The following is a 15,282-nucleotide window of genomic DNA, read 5'->3' as shown; positions in this document are numbered from 1 at the left end:
ATGCCCGATGACCTGCCGATGATCCACTACCGCTGCTGCACCTGCGGTGGTACCGGCCTGCACTCCGAAGGCGACCGGTGCGCCGACTGCGACGGCACCGGCATCGACAACCACGGCGCATAACGCGCAGCGCCCCCGGCCTGGCCGTACATCCGCCAAGACACACGCCAGGTCGGGGGCCATCCCCATCACCCGAACGAGTGAGAGGAGGTCTCCATCTTGCCCGCAACTCCTGCCAACGCGCACGCCATCACCGGCATGATCAAGCGCCTCAACCGGGCCGACTACGACCGCTGGGCATCCCAGATCCGCGCCACCGGCGGCTGCCGACAACCCATCCACCTACGCGGCAAGGTCGACCACTACGACCAGGCCACCGGCCAACTCCTGCACCGCTACACCACCAAGCACGAGCCCGACGGCGTACTACGGGTGCCGTGCAAGACCCGCCGCGCCTCCCGCTGCCCCGCCTGCGCCGAGACCTACCGCGCCGACACCTACCACCTCATCCGCGCCGGTCTCATCGGCGGCAAGGGCGTCCCCGACACCGTCACCGGACATCCGACGCTGTTCGTCACCCTGACCGCTCCGTCCTTCGGCACCGTCCACACCCGCCGCGAGCACAACGGCAAGGTGCAGCCGTGTCACGCCCGCCGCAACGCCGAGACCTGCCCGCACGGCCACGTGATGTCCTGCACCGAACGGCACAGCAAGGACGACCCGCGCCTCGGCGAACCGCTCTGCCCCGACTGCTACGACTACACCGGCTCCGTCCTGTTCAACGCCCTCGCGCCGCTGCTGTGGAAGCGCTTCGCCGACTCCGTCCGCCGCCACCTCGCCAAGACCGGCGGCCTGGCCCTCAAAAACCTCCGCCACCACCTGACACTGTCCTTCGCCAAGGTCGCCGAATACCAGCGGCGCGGCGTCGTCCACTTCCACGCCGTCATCCGCCTCGACGGCCCCGACGGACCCGCTACGACTCCCCCGACCTGGGCCACCGCCGACGCCCTCACCCAAGCCGTCCAGCACGCCGCCCAAGCGGTCTCGGCCACCGCACCCGCTCACGACGACCAGCCAGAGCGCACCCTGCGCTGGGGTTCTCAGCTCGACATCCGGCCCATCACTCTGAACGGCGATCTCACCGAGCAAGCCGTGGCCGGCTACATCGCCAAGTACGCCACCAAAGCCGCCGAATGCGTCGGCACCCTCGACCGCCGCATCAACCCCCTCGACAACCTGGAAGCCTTCAACCTCCGCGACCACGCCCGCCGCCTCATCACCACCTGCATGCACCTCGGCGCCCTCGACGAGCTGGCCGAACTGCGGCTTGCGGACTGGGCCCACATGCTCGGATTCCGCGGCCACTTCTCCACCCGCTCCCGCCGCTACTCCACCACCCTCGGCCAACTCCGCGCCGCAAGAGAACACCACGCCCGCGACACCGACATCACCACCGGCCGCCTCCCTCTCTTCGAGGAGGACACCGTCCTCGTCATCAGCGAATGGGAGTACGCAGGCAAAGGCCACTCATTCGGGGACGCGCTCCTCGCCGCCGCCCTCACCGGGACCCGCCTCGAACGGAGTCCTTATGAGCTGTGAGCTTCTAACCGTTCCCGAAGCGATGGCCGTTCTCAAGGTCAGTCGCTGGACCCTCTACAACCTCATCCGCTCCGGGGAGGTCGCCTCGATCGTCGTCGGAGAGCGCTGCCGCCGCATTCCCGCCTCAGCCCTCGACACCTACGTGACCCGGCTCTGTGAGGAGGTGTCCTGATGGGCAAGCGCTCCAATGGGGAAGGCTCGATCTTCCCCTATAAGGACGGCTGGGCGGGCTACGTCTGGGTCACCACTCCCGAGGGCAAGAGGACCCGCAAGTGGGCGTACGGCAAGACCCGCGAGGAGACCCACGAGAAATGGCTCAAACTCCACGAGCAGTCCCGCAAAGGACCAGTGCCCACCAAGAACCCCGCCTTGGCCGCCTTCCTGTCCCGCTGGCTGGAAGAAGTGATCAAACCCAACCGAGAGCCGACCACCTACGTCGCCTACGAGCCACTCGTCCGGCTCTACATCGTCCCCGGCCTGGGCAAGAAGCGCCTGGACAAGCTGACCGTCCGCGACGTACAGACCTGGCTGAACACCCTGCCCACCCTCTGTACCTGCTGCGACCAGAAGAAGGACCATCGGCGGCCCGCGCACAAACGGCGGTGCTGCTCCCTCGGCAAGTGCTGCAAGGGCTACCCGTCCCGAAGCACCATCGCGGGCATCCGTCGCGTCCTGCGCTCCGCCCTCGGTCACGCCCTGCGGGAAGAAATGGTCTCGAAGAACGTCGCGTCACTGACCACGCTGCCCAGCCCCAGTACGACCAAGAAGAAGCGCCAGCACACGGCGTGGACGGTCGACGAGGCCCGTAGGTTTCTGGAGCATCTCCGAGAGGTCGACGACCCGCTCTATGCGGCCTACGTCCTCATCCTCGTCCTGGGCCTGCGCCGTGGGGAAGTCCTCGGCCTGGCCTGGGACTGCGTAGACCTCGGCGGCGAACAGCTCTGGATCTCCCGTCAACTCACCAGAGTCAGCGGCCGGCTTCTCCACCGCGAGACCACCAAGACGGACGACTCGACGGCCTCCCTACCCCTGTTCGGCCTCTGCGTCTCAGCTCTCCGCCACCGTCAACGCGTCCAGGACGAGGCACGCAAGACGGCCGGAGACAGATGGAAGCCCTCCGACCTAACCTTCACCACGCGGACGGGCACGCCGATCGAACCGCGCAACTTCAACCGCGCCTTCGAAACCCACTGCCGCAACGCGGGTGTCCCTCGAATCCGCGTCCACGACACCCGGCACACTTGCGCCTCGCTGCTGGCCGCCCTCGACGTACACCCGCGCGTCGCGATGCGCATCCTGCGGCACTCGCAGATCTCAATGACCATGGACGTCTACACCCAGATCCCGAGCCCCGAGACGCGCAAAGCGCTCGACCGGCTCAATCAGAGCCTCGACCGTCAAGCCAAGGCATAGCTCATTAACCCGTTGCCACAAAGGCCCTTTGGGATCGCCCCAAAGGGCCTTTACCCATGCACCACTTCTAGCCATAGCCGAAAGGCTATACCGAACTGGCCACCGCGATAATTTCGTTATTCGTTATTTGTGAAAGAAAAGAATAGGTTTCGTGCGAGCCTCTCAGTTCACCTTCACGCCGAGCGTAACGGAGAGCGAATGAAGCACCCTGTGAATTGTGAGCGCGCCAAGGGGCATCACTGTGGATGTTCCGCCTGCGGCGGGGCACAGCATGGTTGGACCAACGCCCTCATGTTGGCTCGCGATCCCTCTCCCACCAGTCGCCAAGAAGCGAGAGACCGCAGCGACTCTGACTGGGCCAAGACCCAACCTCCCAGAGGACGACGGGGGCCCTCCAAGGGGCGACAGGCAGCAGCCACCGACAGTGCCACAGTTGATCTCATTGACTGGCTGGTCGAAAATCCAAGCACTATCGAACACATCCAGGAAGTCGGCGACCTCCTTGCCGGCCCTGTGATCAGGGAACTAGATAAGAGGTTCGGCGGCAGCGATCCACGAGAGACCAGACGGCGCCTCACCGATCATTTCTGGTGCGATCTCCTAACCGCTCTGGCCGAAGCCATCGAGAAATTCTCGAAAGCCATGGACCAAATACCCGCATACGTTACTACGGCCATCATCAAGTCCAGAGATGTCGAGCATCGCAGCCCTCTCCTCGAAGCACTGATAACTCTTGCCGTACGGACAGCGTGGGAGCCCATCAAGAGCATGATCCAAACCGGCGGGATCGAGGACCTGCAACGGACGTGTCGGATCCTCGCCGTCCTGATCTGCCCGGCTCCCGAAAATCACGCGGCAGTTCAAAACGGCGCCCTCCTGCCCCTGGCGAAGGAGGGCGCGTTGGAGATCAGCAAAGAGCGACTTGAGCAGGTCTTCCCCGCAGACTGAGTTCACCGTCTACGGGAGGGCCTCGGCGGTGCCTGAGCAAGGCTGCTGGTTTCCGCCCCCGTGAACGAACCGATCGTTAAGCGCTTCGCCAGGCGTCGGTGATGCAGGACTCCTCGAAGTGCCACCAGCCATCCATTTGACCGCGTGTCAGCAGCGTCCTTATCTGCCCAAGGTCTGCGTCAGCCGGCACGGTGAAGGCGATCAGAGGAAGCTCCGAGCTGAAGGATTCCCCGTCTAGGCCGAACAAGGCCAACCGCTCGCGCACGGCCTGCGCGCTTCGCCCGAGCGGTCCATCGGGCACCGGCAGGATCCGGATCGTGCAATTGCCCGACACCTCCACCCGCTCACAGGCCCAGTGAAGCCCGTCGTCGTCGGTGATGAAGCGCACCACGTCGCCTTCGGCGACCCCGTCCTGTAGAAACGGGACGTTCGCCACACGGGCGGTGTCCCGGCTCAAGCGCGTGGCCCAAAGCCCTTCGGTGTCGTAGGGAAGCCAGCCTTCCCGCGGCACGAACTGAAACCACACCTTGATCAGGCCGGGCTCTATAGGGACACGTTCGGAGGGGGCTGCGAGGATCATGCCTACATGATCGCGCTGTCTGTAGGAGACCGGCTGTGTGGGCTCGCGTTGCTGTAGAACGCTGCTGTACGGCAACGAAAAAGGCCCTCTGGGATGATCCCAAAGGGCCTTCGAACTGGAGCGCGGCCGACAGGAGTCGAACCCGTAACCTTCTGATCCGTAGTCAGATGCTCTATCCATTGAGCTACGGCCGCTCGCTTCTGAAGCAAGCATAGCGGGTTCTCACCGATGCCTCGAACCAGTTACCGCAATCATGAACTGACCGATTCCACCTTCCGGGGCCACAGGGTGTAACTGACGGGCCAGATCAGTGCGATCAGGACCACCACGTCCGCCCCTCTCACGAGGGCGATCAGTGGTTCCGTACGCGCGGGATCGTCGACGAGCCATGCCAGTCCCAGCGCCAGCACCCAGGCGACTCCGTACGCGACCGCGATCCACAACCACAGCACCCACTCGTACCGGGCCCGGGCCATGCCGCCGGCCGGGGGGCGGGGCGGCGGGGGGCCGCCGGCGAAGCGGTGGTGGAATCTGGCGTCGGCCCAGCGCAAGGTGCGATGCCCGAAGACGACCGAGTATGCGAGGTACGCCACGGCGAGGCCGTGTCTGCCGTCCGCCATGGCGCCACCGCGCATGTCGATCACCGCGGCGGCGAGGAGGATCACGTCCAGAAGGGGGACGCTGATCAGGAGGGCAGTGCTGAGCCGGCGGCGGCGCCACAGGTAGCGGCTGGCGAGGCCGAGGGCGAGAAGAACCCAGAAGCCGATTTCACAGCCGATGATGATGGCAACAATCACGTTATTCATGATCTGGGATGGTCCAGGCGTATTCATCCCCTAGGGGGACGAGCCTGTGGATACATCGAAGTGTGTATCCACAGGCGGACCGGCGAAGGAGGGGAACGGTCGCGTTCGGTGGTGGGATAGGGGACATGAAACGCGTGGCTCTGTGGGCGGGGCTGGCCTTCCTGATGGGCCTGTTCCTGATCGCGGCGGGGGCGTCCCTGCGCCGCGACGCGCCCACGTGGCAGCTCGTGATCCCGCTCGCGATCACTTGCACGGCCGTCCTGCTGCGGACCCGGGCACCGCTCGGGTCGCTCGGGCTGGGCACCCTGGGGGTCCTGCTCGACGCGTTCGTGGGGCCCTCGCTGGGGACCGTGCTGGTCTACACGGACAATCTGTACGCCGCCGCGCTGTACGGCCCGGCGAGGTTCGCGCGGTGGCTGCTGGGGATCACCACCCTGATCGCGGTGGCCGCGGGAGCGGCGGGATGGTTCATCGCGGGAGACTGGCGGTTGCTGGCACTCGTCGGTTTCCAGGTGGCGCTGGTCCTGGTGACGCCGGTGACCACCGCGCTGGTGCTGCGGCAGCATCGTGACCAGGCGGCCATCGAACGGGCCAAGGCCGAGCAGGTGGCGCGGCTGGCCGAGCTCGACCGGCAGGCGGCGATCGCCGCCGAGCGGGCGCGGATGGCCCGCGAGCTCCACGACATGATCGCCAACCATTTCAGCGCCATCGCCATCCAGTCCACCGCCGCGCTCTCACGCAAGGACCTCGATCAGGCCACCGTGCGCAAGGTCATGGAGTCCGTACGGGAGAACAGCGTGAAGGGCCTGGCCGAGATGCGGTCCATGATCGGCTTGCTGCGGCAGGAAGGCGACGAGGGCGAGGCCACGCGGTTGCGCCTACAGGACGCGGAGGACCTCGTCGACAGGTCGCGGCGGTCGGGGATGGCCGTCGGGTTCCAGGTAGATGGCGAGCCGCGGGAGCTTCCTCCCTCGGTGGATCTGGCCGGTTATCGCATCCTCCAGGAGGCGCTGACGAATGCCCTCAAACACGGCGAGCAACCGACGGCCGTCAGCGTCACCTACGCACCTCACCACGTGTCGCTCACGGTCGACAACCCGGTCAACGGCAGGAAGGCGAGCCTGCCTGGGGCCGGTGCGGGGCTGATAGGCATGCGGGAGCGGACCAACCTGGTCGGCGGCAACCTCAAGGCGGGCCCGCACGGGGACGGGTGGCGCGTCGCCGCCACGCTGCCCACGTCGGACAGGGACACATCGTGAACGTCCAGCGGGCGAAGCAGCCGGTTCGAGGCGACGGCTCCCCCGTCTCCCAGCGGTGGCCATCGCAGGCGAGGGCCCGCACGGGCCGGTGCTACGAGGCCGGCACGGCCCGGCGCCGCCAAGTGGTCCGTGCGGAAACCGCACTGCGGGAGGCCGTACGGAAACCGCGCTGTTGAAAGGCTGCCTGGAGCCGTATGACCAGGTTGGAGGCAGTATGACCGGGCTGGAGGAAAGATGACCATCAGGGTGTTGGTGGCTGACGATCATGCCGCGGTGCGGGCCGGGATCGTGATGATTCTCGATGGGGTGGACGACATCGAGGTGGTGGGCGAGGCGGCCGACGGAGTCGAGGCGGTCGCGCTGGCCGGGGAGACACGGCCTGACGTGGTGTTGATGGATGTGCGCATGCCCAGGATGGACGGAATCTCCGCCACCAAGGAGCTGGCCGGGATGACCGATGTGCTGATCCTTACGACCTTCGACGTTGACGAGTACGTGTTCGGGGCGTTGCGAGCGGGGGCTGCCGGATTCCTGTTGAAGAACACCGATGCCGATTCGCTGGTCGAGGCGGTGCGGTTGGTCGCCAGAGGGGATGGGCTGATCTCGCCGGGGGTGACGCGGCGGTTGATCGCGGCCTTCGCCGAGCAGGCGCCGCGCAAGGAGCCGCCGGATCCGGCTGTTCTGACGCCGCGGGAGCGAGAGGTGCTGGCTTGCATCGGGCGGGGGATGTCCAACGCCGAGATCGCCAGGGTGCTCGACATGGCGGAAGCCACCACGAAAACGCATGTCAGCCGGGTGCTGAACAAGCTCGGCCTGAAGAGCAGGGTCCAAGCCGCCATCTACTACTCAGAAGGGATGTAGGGCCGTAGTCTGAACGCCGTGAGCACGCCACCGCCACCTGAGCGGCCCCACCAGACGGGGCTGATCGTCGGGCTGGCGTTCGTGGGGGTCTTCGGCTATCTGATCATCAACGTGGTCGTGGGGTTTCTCGCGCTCGCCACGGAGTCCACCGCGTGGTTCGGCGTCGCGGCAGGATTCCTCGCCCTCGTCGGCATCGGGGCTGGGCTGGTCCTACTGATCATGCGCAGGCCCTGGTCGAAGGGGTTGGGGATGGGGCTGATGATCGGGTGGGCGCTGGCGTCCATCGTGTCGGCCGGCTGGTGCACGGGGCTCAATCCCGGGCTGTACCCCTAGGTGACGGCGTTCGGATGACGGCGTTGACCGGATGGCGATGTACGCCTCCCAGCCTGGCCGGGATCAATCGGGGGATCACTTGACCACACCGCCACCGCAGGAACCGGACGACGCCGGCCGGGACTGGACCCCACCCTCCCCGGGACCGTCCGAGCCGCCGCCCCACCAGACGCCGCAGGAGCCGGCGCCTCAGGGACGGCCTCCGCAAGGGCCACCACCCCCGCAGGGGCCGCCCGTACCAGGACCACCGCCTCCGCAAGGACAGCCAGGACCGCAGGGGTCACCACACCCCTGGCCGGCCCAGCAGGGTCATGCCCAGCAATCGGGCCAGTACGGGCCAGGCCCGGCGGGGCCGCATCCGCAGGGCCCGTTCACGCACGGCCCGCCTCCGCAGGGCCCGCCCCCGCAGGGTCCGCCGATGGGCCCGCAGTGGATGCCCCCGCCTCCGCCTCCGCCCGCGAGCAACTCCACGGGCCTGGTCGTCGGGATGAGCTTCGCCGGCCTCGGCGCCTACAGCATCGTCAATCTCGTCCTCGGCTTCGTCATCTTCATCGCCGCCATGGACCAGTCCACCGGCGGCGGCACCGGTCTGGTCGCCGCGGGGGCCGTGATCCTCGTGCTCGTCGGCCTGGGCGCCGGTGTCGGGCTGCTCCTGGTCCGCAAGCCCTGGGCGACCGGGCTCGGGCTGGGGCTGATGATCGGCTGGGCGCTGTGGTCGATCACCACAGCGGGTTTCTGCACCGGCCTCAACCCCTCCCTGTACGGCTGACCATGCCCCTTCACGAGATCTTCGTCGGCCTGGGCGTCTTCGTGGCCTCGGTCGTCTTCGTGCGCGAGGCCCGCCGCCGGGGGGCGCTGAACGAGCAGTCGCTGGTCGCCGTCACCGGCGCGCTGGTCGGCGGCGCGATCGGCATGCGCCTGGCGGGCTGGCTGGAGACGATGAACCTGTCGGACCTGTGGATGTACGGCTCACGGAGCATCCTCGGCGGCCTGACCGGCGCGTACATCGGTGTCCTGATAGCCAAGAAGATCATCGGCTACAGGGAGCGCACCGGTGACCTGTTCGCGCCCGCTGTGGCGCTCGGCATGGCGGTGGGCCGGATCGGCTGCCATCTCACCGAGGCTCCGGGACGCCCGACCAGCCTGCCGTGGGGGGTGCACGCCCCCGCGACCACGCCGGAGTGTCCCGGTTGTCTGGCAGGGCAGGCGATGCACCCGTCGTTCGTCTACGAGATCATCTTCCAGCTCGTCGCCTTCGCCGCCCTGCTGTGGGCGCGCGAGCGGCTCACGCAGCCGGGCGAGCTGTTCACGCTCTACCTGGCGGGCTACGCCGCCTTCCGCTTCGTCGTCGAGTTCACGCGGGCGAACGAGATCCTGTGGCTCGATCTCACGGGCCCGCAGTGGTTCCTCGTCCCGGGTCTGCTGCTCCTGGGGTTGCGGCTGGTGTACGGCTGGCGGCGCGGCCACTACGCTCCACTTTTCCAGCGAAAGGTCATGACATGAGTTCAGGGATGGGACTGCGGGGTGACCGCATTCTCAGGTACGTCAACGCGTTCTGCCCGCACTGCCATGGCCAGGACCTCGACCAGGTGGAGCGGCTGAGCGGCTATCTGGCGGCGCGGGACGGCGAGGTGTGGCTGGAGCGCGGGTGCCGCACGCACGGGCTGGTGCGGACGCTCTACGACGAGGATCCGGAAATCCTCGCGTACCTGGAGGAATGGACCGCTCCTACCAAGGAGCACCTGCCGGACGTCTCGGGGAACTTCGCGCCGGTCCCGGCCGCGTACCTCGACGGCCTGCCCGAGATGCAGACGCAGCACACCTGCATCCTCCTGGAGGACATCGCCGAGGCGTGCAACCTGCGCTGCCCCACCTGCTTCGCCGACAGCTCCCCCGACCTGAACGGCATCGTCCCCGTCGCCGAGATCCTCGCGAACGTGGACCAGCGCCTGGCCAGGGAGAACGGCAGGCTGGACGTGCTCATGCTGAGCGGTGGCGAGCCCACGCTGCACCCCGAGCTCAAGACCCTGCTCGCCGAGCTCGCCCAGCGCCCTGTCACGCGCATCCTGATCAACACCAACGGCGTCCTGATCGCCCGGGACGACTCCCTGCTCGACCTCCTCACCGAGCACCGCGAACGCGTGGAGGTCTATCTCCAGTACGACGGATCCTCGGCCGAGTCCTCCAAGCACCACCGGGGCGGCGACCTGCGCAAGCTCAAGGCCCAGGCCATCCAGCGGCTCTCCGAACGCGAGATCTTCACCACCCTGGTCATGACCGCGGCCCTCGGCGTCAACGACGGTGAGATCGGCGACGTCGTGCGACTCGCGCTGGACACCCCGTTCGTCGGCGGAGTGTCGCTGCAGCCGCAGTTCGGCTCGGGCAGGTCGGGCGCGATCGACCCGACGGACCGGCTCACGCACACCGGGGTGCTCAAGCGGCTCGGCCCGCAGACCGGCGGCCTGGTGACCTGGCGTGACCTGACGGCGCTGCCGTGCTCGCACCCGCACTGCTGCTCGGTCGGCTACCTCATCCGCGACGACTCCCAGCAGTGGCGCTCGCTGGTCGCGCTGATCGGCCACGACCGGCTCAAGGAGAACCTGGGCCTGGTCTCCAACCGGATCGCCGACACCGAGATCCCCCGCGAGCTGCGGCTGGCCGTGCAGGAGTCGCTGCTCGGTCTGCTGTCGGAGCAGTCGTCGCTGTCGCACCCGCAGATCGGCGACCTGTGGCGCGACATCTGCGAGAACTGCGACCTGGGCGTGTCCACGCTGCTCGCGCTGGCCTCGTCGGCGCTGCCGGGCAGGCGCAAGAAGCTGCGCAGGATGCTCGGCGAGCGGGTGGTGCGGATCACGGTCAAGCCGTTCATGGACATCTCGACGATGATCGAGGAACGGCTCACGCAGTGCTGCGTGCACGTCGGCACGCGGGCCGCGCAGGATCAGTGCGCGCCGTTCTGCGCCGTGCAGGCCTGGCCGCAGCTGTCGGCCCAGCGGCTGTCCGCGGTGGCCTCGGAGCCCCGGGTACGGCTGCCTCTGGAGGTCATCACATGACGACCGAGCAGAAGGCGGAGCCGTACGATCCGCTGCGGTTGTGCGTGTACGCGACGATCGCGTTGCTGGCCTGGCTGTTCGGGCCGTGGGCGTTGCTGGGGTTCGCCGGGCTGGGGTTCGCCGGTTACTGGAAGGCGCGGCGAGCCGGGTTGTCCCGGAGCAAGTGCCTGCTCCGGGACACCCGGCTCGTGCTGGGCTATCTGGGGCTGCTCGCGGTGGTGGCGGTGGCCGCGATCGTCAACTCCCTGGTTTGACGGCCAGCAGGTTCAGCACCGTGAACCGCGTGCCGCCGCCCCTCTCCTTGCTCTCACACGTCTCGCTCCCGCCGGGCGAGTCCGCCGAGGGCGGCTCGGTCTCGCACTCGCGATACTGCTCCTTGTCCTCGTCCCAGTACATGATCGTGGTGGGAGAGGAGGAGGTGCCGACGCCGAAGCTCCCTCCGCCGGTCGGTGACACCTTGCCGATACCGGCGGCCAGGCCGGTCGCCGGGTCGTACACCGCGGCGGCCGGGATGCGGTACTTCGCCGGATCGCCTCCCACGACCGGCATGACCCTCGCGAACCGGTCGCCGAGCAACTGCTCCCCGCCCGAGAACTCCAGGCCCTCGGGGAGCAGCTCGCGGCCGGACCCGTCGAGGTGCTGCCTGACGCTGCGGTCCCGCTGCCTGCCGAAGCACCACGCGGCGCCGCAGGTCAGGCTGGTGACGCCGGGCGGCGCCTGGATCTCCGTCGACTGGCCGGTCTCCAGGTTGACCATGCGGTTCACGTTCTTCTGTCCGCGTTCGCCGGGGGCATGGCCGGCTGCCATGGGCCAGGAGGTCAGGTGGAGGCCGTCGGTGCCCTCCATCCGCTCGGGGGCGCCTCCGGTCAGCGGGATGCGGTAGACGCCGCCCTGTCGTACGGACCAGACGAGATGCTCGTCGGTGACGGCGATCGTCTCCACCAGCGAGAGGTCGCCGGTGACCTCGCCTACTTGCCGGGCCGTGCCGCCTTCTCTCGGCATGACCCAGAAATCTGCCCATTTGTCGCTGTTATTGGGCGTCTCGCCGTACCAGGCGAAGTACTTCTCCCCCACCTCGACGGCCTGGCTGAAGTAGCCCTTCACCCCCGCGGGAGCGGGCATGTCACCCAAGGTGCGCGCGGTTCCGGTGGCGGCGTCGTACACCTCCAGGCGGCCCGCCTTCTCGAAAGATGACTCCGCGGTCAGAAGCACCTCTGTCGCGCTAAGGCCGGTCACCGGGCGATATTTCCAGCCGTCGGTGGCCTTGGTGGGCATCTTGAAGACCGCCTGCGGCCACACCTCCGCGGCGGGCTTGAGCTGGAGCTTCGGGACGGCGTCCGAAGGCGGTCCGGTCATCACGGTGACCGCCGGCTCGACCCGTCCGCCCCCGTCGGACAGTACGGCCGCCGTCCCTCCCGCGACGATCACCACCGCGGCGGCGGCCAGCGCCATTTGCGCCCGCTGCCGCGTCCGCCTGGCCCGGCGGCGCGAGGCCACCGCGTCCGCCAGGGTGCCAGGTGGCTTCCTGACCTGGTCGGCGGCAACGCGCAGGGTCTGCGTCAGGTCCTCTTCGCTTCTCATCGCGCCTCCTGCAGCACTCGCTTGATCCGGAGCTTTTCCAGGGCACGGGCGGCCTGGCTGCGTACGGTTCCGCGCGAGACGCCGAGGATCTCCGCGATCTTCTCGTCGGGGAGATCCTCGTAGTAGCGCAGCACGAGCACGGCCCGCATCTTGCGTGGCAGTTCCTGGAGCTCGGCCCAGAGGTCGGCGTCGCCGTAGCGATCGAGCCGGCCGCTCTCGGGCACGGCGGCCACCAGGTCCTCCCGTTGCCGCCGCCGCCACGAGTTGATGTGCAGCCTGACCATGATCGTGCGCACGTAGCCCTCAGGGCTGTCCTTCTTCCGTACGCGGGGCCAGGCGTCCCCCAGGCGGGCCAGCGCTTCCTGGACGAGATCGGCCGCGTCCTCGGAGTTACCCGACAGCACGTAGCCGTATCGGAGAAGCGCGTCGCCCCGGGCTCGAACGAACTCGTCGAATTCAGCCGTATCAGCTGTATGGTCCACGAACCCAGGGACCGTCGAGCGCGTGCTTGTGTTGCACGAGAAGCGGAAAAGAAGTTATTCGGCCGGCACGTACAGGCTGAGCGTCTCGGCGATGCAGGCGGGGCGCTTCTCGCCCTCGACCTCGATCGTCATCTTCAGGTTGGACAGGTAGCCGGCCGGCGTGCCCTTGACGTCGGTCAGCTCGGCGACGGCCCTGACCCGCGCTCCGACCGGCACCGGCCGGGGGAAGCGGACCTTGTTCAGGCCGTAGTTGACGCCCATCGCGATGCCCTCGACCCGCATCAGCTCGAACATGAACGACGGCAGCAGCGACAGGCTCAGATAGCCGTGCGCGATCGTGCCGCCGAACGGGCCCTCCTTGGCGCGCTCCACGTCGACGTGGATCCACTGGTGGTCGGCGGTGGCGTCGGCGAAGAGGTTGACCTGCTCCTGGGTGATCGTGCGCCACTCGGTCGGTCCGAACGTCTCGCCGACGCTCGCCTTGAGTTCCTGTACGTTCGCGAAGGTCCGCATGATGCCGAACGCTATTGCGCGGGCGGCACGGCTGCCAAGTTCAGCACCCGGAACTTGTCCGGCTTGTCGGCCTTCGTGGCTCCCCAGTAGAGGATCGTGCTCGCCTCCGAGGACGTGCCGACCCCGCTCCAGTTGCCGGGATTGTCGACGGTGACCCGCTTGCCGGTTCTCAGGTCGTACACGCCGCCTCCCACTGCCAGGAAGCGGTCGAGAATCGGGTACGGCGAGAGGCCTCCGGCGAAGCCGAGATCTCGTGATTCCCGCCTTGATGTGCCGTCGACGCGCTGGACGAGCCCGCCCTGCTCCGTGCGCCCGTAACACCACAGCGGCCCGCAGCGCAGGCCCTTCACACCGGGCGGCGCGGCCAACCGGTTGACGTGACCGCTGGTCAGGTTGACCACCTTGGTCTGGTTGCGCTCGGTGTTCGGCGGCCCCTCCGCCATATCGGACGCCCATGGCCAGCTGATCAGGTGCAGGCCGGCTCCGCCGGGCAGTTCCTCCGGCGTCCCGCCCGCGAGGGGAACGTGCCAGACGCCGCCCTGCCGGAGCGACCAGACGACGCGGTCGCCGTCCAGTGCGATCGCGTCCATCTCCGCGTCGGCCCCGGTGCGGGTGGCGATCAGCCTCGCCTCGCCGCCTGCCAGCGGGGCCGTCCAGATGTCGCGCACCGGCGTGCCGTCGGCCTGCTGGCCGAACGCGAACCAGGCGACGTTGGTGCCGTCGGCGGTCGCGGTCTGCGCGATATATCCCTTTAGATCCGGATTTTTCGGCACTTCGGTCACAAGCCTGGATTCTTTGGTCTTGGTGTCGTAAATCTCGATCTTTCCGGACCGCTCGAACGACGACTCCGCGCTGAGCAGCACCTCCGTGGCGCTGAGAGCGGTGATCGGCCGGTAGCGCCAGCCGTCGGCGTTCTTGGCGGGCATCGTGAACAGCGCCTCGGGCCACAGGTCGCCGGCTTCGACCGCGGGTATCCGAGCCGAGGCGGTCATGCTGACGGCCGGCGTGGACGCCGACGTGGACGCCGACGTGGGCGCCGACGTAGCCGGTCCGGTGGGAGAGACCACTCCCTCTCCGCCCCTGCGGGAGAGGAAGCCTCCGGCGACCGCCGTACTGGCGCTCACCACCGCGACCACGGCCGCCGCCGCGAGGAACTGCGTACGCCTCCTGCTCCGCCGCCGCCTGAACCGCGCCACGCCCGCGAGCAGGTCCGGCTCCGGCGCGCTCCGGGCGCCCTCGCGCAGCGCCGCGGCCAGGTCGTCCTCTGTCCTCATGCCCGTCCCCTTTCGAGCATCGCAGGCCTGACCCGCAACGCGTGGAGCGCGCGGAATGCCTGACTTCTCACCGTCCCGCAAGAGATGCCGAGGATGTCGGCGATCTCCTGATCCGGCAGGTCCTCGTAGTAACGCAGCACCAGCACGGTGCGCTGCTTTCTCGGCAGCGTGGCCAGCTCCTTCCAGAGCTCGCCCGTCGGGTGCCTGTCGGTGTAGGAGCCCTCGGGCACGTGGTCCGTCAGGTGCTCCCGGCGCCGTCTGCGCCACCAGCTGATGTGCTGGCGGGCCATGATCGTGCGTACGTACGCCTCGGGATTGTCCTTGTCGCGCACCCGCCTCCAGGCGTCACTCAGCTTGAGCAGCGCCTCCTGCACCAGGTCGGCGGCGTCTTCGGGGTTGCCGGAGAGCACATAGCCGTACCTCAGCAGGGCGGGCCCCCTGGCTCGGACGAAATCCTCGAACTCCACACCACCCAGACGCTCGGGAGCGCCTCTCCGTTGCAAACTTCTTTACTCGAAAACATCGCGCAGGTGTTCGAGTGCGCGCTACAGTCGTAGGTATTCGACTCGAACAAGGGTTC

General features: G+C 68.0%; 19 protein-coding genes and 1 tRNA gene. 12 read left to right on the top strand and 8 right to left on the bottom strand.

Annotation, left to right across the window (positions count from 1 at the left end):
* The 5 genes from V5E28_RS32410 (at position 1) to V5E28_RS32390 (ending at position 3,960) form a co-directional block, all read left to right on the top strand.
* Entirely contained in the window at positions 1 to 123 is a 123-nt protein-coding gene (locus V5E28_RS32410) for a hypothetical protein (protein ID WP_336212605.1), read from the top strand.
* A gap of 135 nt (positions 124 to 258) precedes the next feature.
* Positions 259 to 1,599, top strand: a complete 1,341-nt coding sequence (locus V5E28_RS32405) for a replication initiator (protein WP_442945901.1) — start codon at positions 259 to 261, stop codon at positions 1,597 to 1,599.
* On the top strand, positions 1,589 to 1,771 hold the full coding sequence (locus V5E28_RS32400; RefSeq protein ID WP_336212602.1) for a helix-turn-helix domain-containing protein: 183 nt from the start codon (positions 1,589 to 1,591) through the stop codon (positions 1,769 to 1,771). Before V5E28_RS32405 ends, V5E28_RS32400 begins: the two co-directional genes overlap by 11 nt.
* On the top strand, positions 1,771 to 3,012 hold the full coding sequence (locus V5E28_RS32395; protein ID WP_336212601.1) for a site-specific integrase: 1,242 nt from the start codon (positions 1,771 to 1,773) through the stop codon (positions 3,010 to 3,012). The genes V5E28_RS32400 and V5E28_RS32395 overlap by 1 nt, the downstream gene beginning before the upstream one ends.
* A 291-nt stretch (positions 3,013 to 3,303) precedes the next feature.
* On the top strand, positions 3,304 to 3,960 hold the full coding sequence (locus V5E28_RS32390) for a hypothetical protein (RefSeq protein ID WP_336212600.1): 657 nt from the start codon (positions 3,304 to 3,306) through the stop codon (positions 3,958 to 3,960).
* Positions 3,961 to 4,036: 76 nt separating this feature from the next.
* On the opposite strand, the gene V5E28_RS32385 is transcribed toward V5E28_RS32390, so the two are convergent.
* The 3 genes from V5E28_RS32385 to V5E28_RS32375 form a co-directional block, all read right to left on the bottom strand.
* Positions 4,037 to 4,540, bottom strand: a complete 504-nt coding sequence (locus tag V5E28_RS32385) for a DUF4265 domain-containing protein (protein ID WP_336212599.1) — start codon at positions 4,538 to 4,540, stop codon at positions 4,037 to 4,039.
* A 121-nt stretch (positions 4,541 to 4,661) separates the two neighbouring features.
* A tRNA-Arg gene (locus tag V5E28_RS32380) sits at positions 4,662 to 4,734 on the bottom strand.
* A gap of 57 nt (positions 4,735 to 4,791) precedes the next feature.
* Entirely contained in the window at positions 4,792 to 5,346 is a 555-nt protein-coding gene (locus V5E28_RS32375) for a hypothetical protein (protein ID WP_336212598.1), read from the bottom strand.
* 125 nt (positions 5,347 to 5,471) lie between these two features.
* On the opposite strand from V5E28_RS32375, the gene V5E28_RS32370 reads away from it, so the two are divergent.
* The 7 genes from V5E28_RS32370 (at position 5,472) to V5E28_RS32340 (ending at position 11,106) form a co-directional block, all read left to right on the top strand.
* Positions 5,472 to 6,605, top strand: coding sequence for a sensor histidine kinase (locus V5E28_RS32370; RefSeq protein ID WP_336212597.1), 1,134 nt, complete (start codon positions 5,472 to 5,474; stop codon positions 6,603 to 6,605).
* Positions 6,606 to 6,839: 234 nt separating this feature from the next.
* Positions 6,840 to 7,466: a response regulator transcription factor gene (locus V5E28_RS32365; protein WP_336212595.1), complete on the top strand. Its 627-nt coding sequence runs from the start codon at positions 6,840 to 6,842 to the stop codon at positions 7,464 to 7,466.
* An 18-nt stretch (positions 7,467 to 7,484) separates the two neighbouring features.
* Positions 7,485 to 7,799 carry a hypothetical protein gene (locus tag V5E28_RS32360; RefSeq protein ID WP_336212594.1) on the top strand — a complete coding sequence of 105 codons (315 nt, stop codon included), beginning with the start codon at positions 7,485 to 7,487 and terminating at the stop codon, positions 7,797 to 7,799.
* A gap of 418 nt (positions 7,800 to 8,217) precedes the next feature.
* A complete protein-coding gene (locus V5E28_RS32355) occupies positions 8,218 to 8,568 on the top strand; it encodes a hypothetical protein (RefSeq protein ID WP_336212592.1) in 351 nt (116 codons plus the stop codon).
* Between the two features lie 2 nt (positions 8,569 to 8,570).
* A complete protein-coding gene (locus V5E28_RS32350; RefSeq protein WP_336212590.1) occupies positions 8,571 to 9,302 on the top strand; it encodes a prolipoprotein diacylglyceryl transferase in 732 nt (243 codons plus the stop codon).
* A complete protein-coding gene (locus tag V5E28_RS32345; RefSeq protein WP_336212588.1) occupies positions 9,299 to 10,852 on the top strand; it encodes a radical SAM protein in 1,554 nt (517 codons plus the stop codon). Before V5E28_RS32350 ends, V5E28_RS32345 begins: the two co-directional genes overlap by 4 nt.
* Positions 10,849 to 11,106: a hypothetical protein gene (locus tag V5E28_RS32340; protein WP_336212586.1), complete on the top strand. Its 258-nt coding sequence runs from the start codon at positions 10,849 to 10,851 to the stop codon at positions 11,104 to 11,106. The genes V5E28_RS32345 and V5E28_RS32340 overlap by 4 nt, the downstream gene beginning before the upstream one ends.
* Here V5E28_RS32340 and V5E28_RS32335 read toward each other — a convergent pair.
* From V5E28_RS32335 to V5E28_RS32315, 5 genes are read right to left on the bottom strand one after another with little or no spacing between them, the layout of a single operon-like run.
* The gene (locus V5E28_RS32335; RefSeq protein WP_336212584.1) at positions 11,090 to 12,433 is read right to left on the bottom strand and encodes a hypothetical protein; all 1,344 of its coding nucleotides are present in this window, start codon (positions 12,431 to 12,433) and stop codon (positions 11,090 to 11,092) included. The genes V5E28_RS32340 and V5E28_RS32335 overlap by 17 nt on opposite strands.
* The gene (locus tag V5E28_RS32330) at positions 12,430 to 12,915 is read right to left on the bottom strand and encodes a SigE family RNA polymerase sigma factor (RefSeq protein ID WP_336212582.1); all 486 of its coding nucleotides are present in this window, start codon (positions 12,913 to 12,915) and stop codon (positions 12,430 to 12,432) included. The genes V5E28_RS32335 and V5E28_RS32330 overlap by 4 nt, the downstream gene beginning before the upstream one ends.
* 54 nt (positions 12,916 to 12,969) lie before the next feature.
* The gene (locus V5E28_RS32325) at positions 12,970 to 13,428 is read right to left on the bottom strand and encodes a MaoC family dehydratase (RefSeq protein WP_336212580.1); all 459 of its coding nucleotides are present in this window, start codon (positions 13,426 to 13,428) and stop codon (positions 12,970 to 12,972) included.
* Between the two features lie 11 nt (positions 13,429 to 13,439).
* Entirely contained in the window at positions 13,440 to 14,702 is a 1,263-nt protein-coding gene (locus tag V5E28_RS32320; protein ID WP_336212579.1) for a hypothetical protein, read from the bottom strand.
* Positions 14,699 to 15,169: a SigE family RNA polymerase sigma factor gene (locus V5E28_RS32315; protein WP_336212578.1), complete on the bottom strand. Its 471-nt coding sequence runs from the start codon at positions 15,167 to 15,169 to the stop codon at positions 14,699 to 14,701. The genes V5E28_RS32320 and V5E28_RS32315 overlap by 4 nt, the downstream gene beginning before the upstream one ends.
* Between the last annotated feature and the right edge of the window lie 113 nt (positions 15,170 to 15,282).

The organism is Nonomuraea sp. LPB2021202275-12-8, assembly GCF_037044575.1.
Lineage (GTDB): Bacteria > Actinomycetota > Actinomycetes > Streptosporangiales > Streptosporangiaceae > Nonomuraea.
Note: the sequence above shows the minus strand (reverse complement) of the source record. Positions and strands in the feature narration are given on the sequence as shown.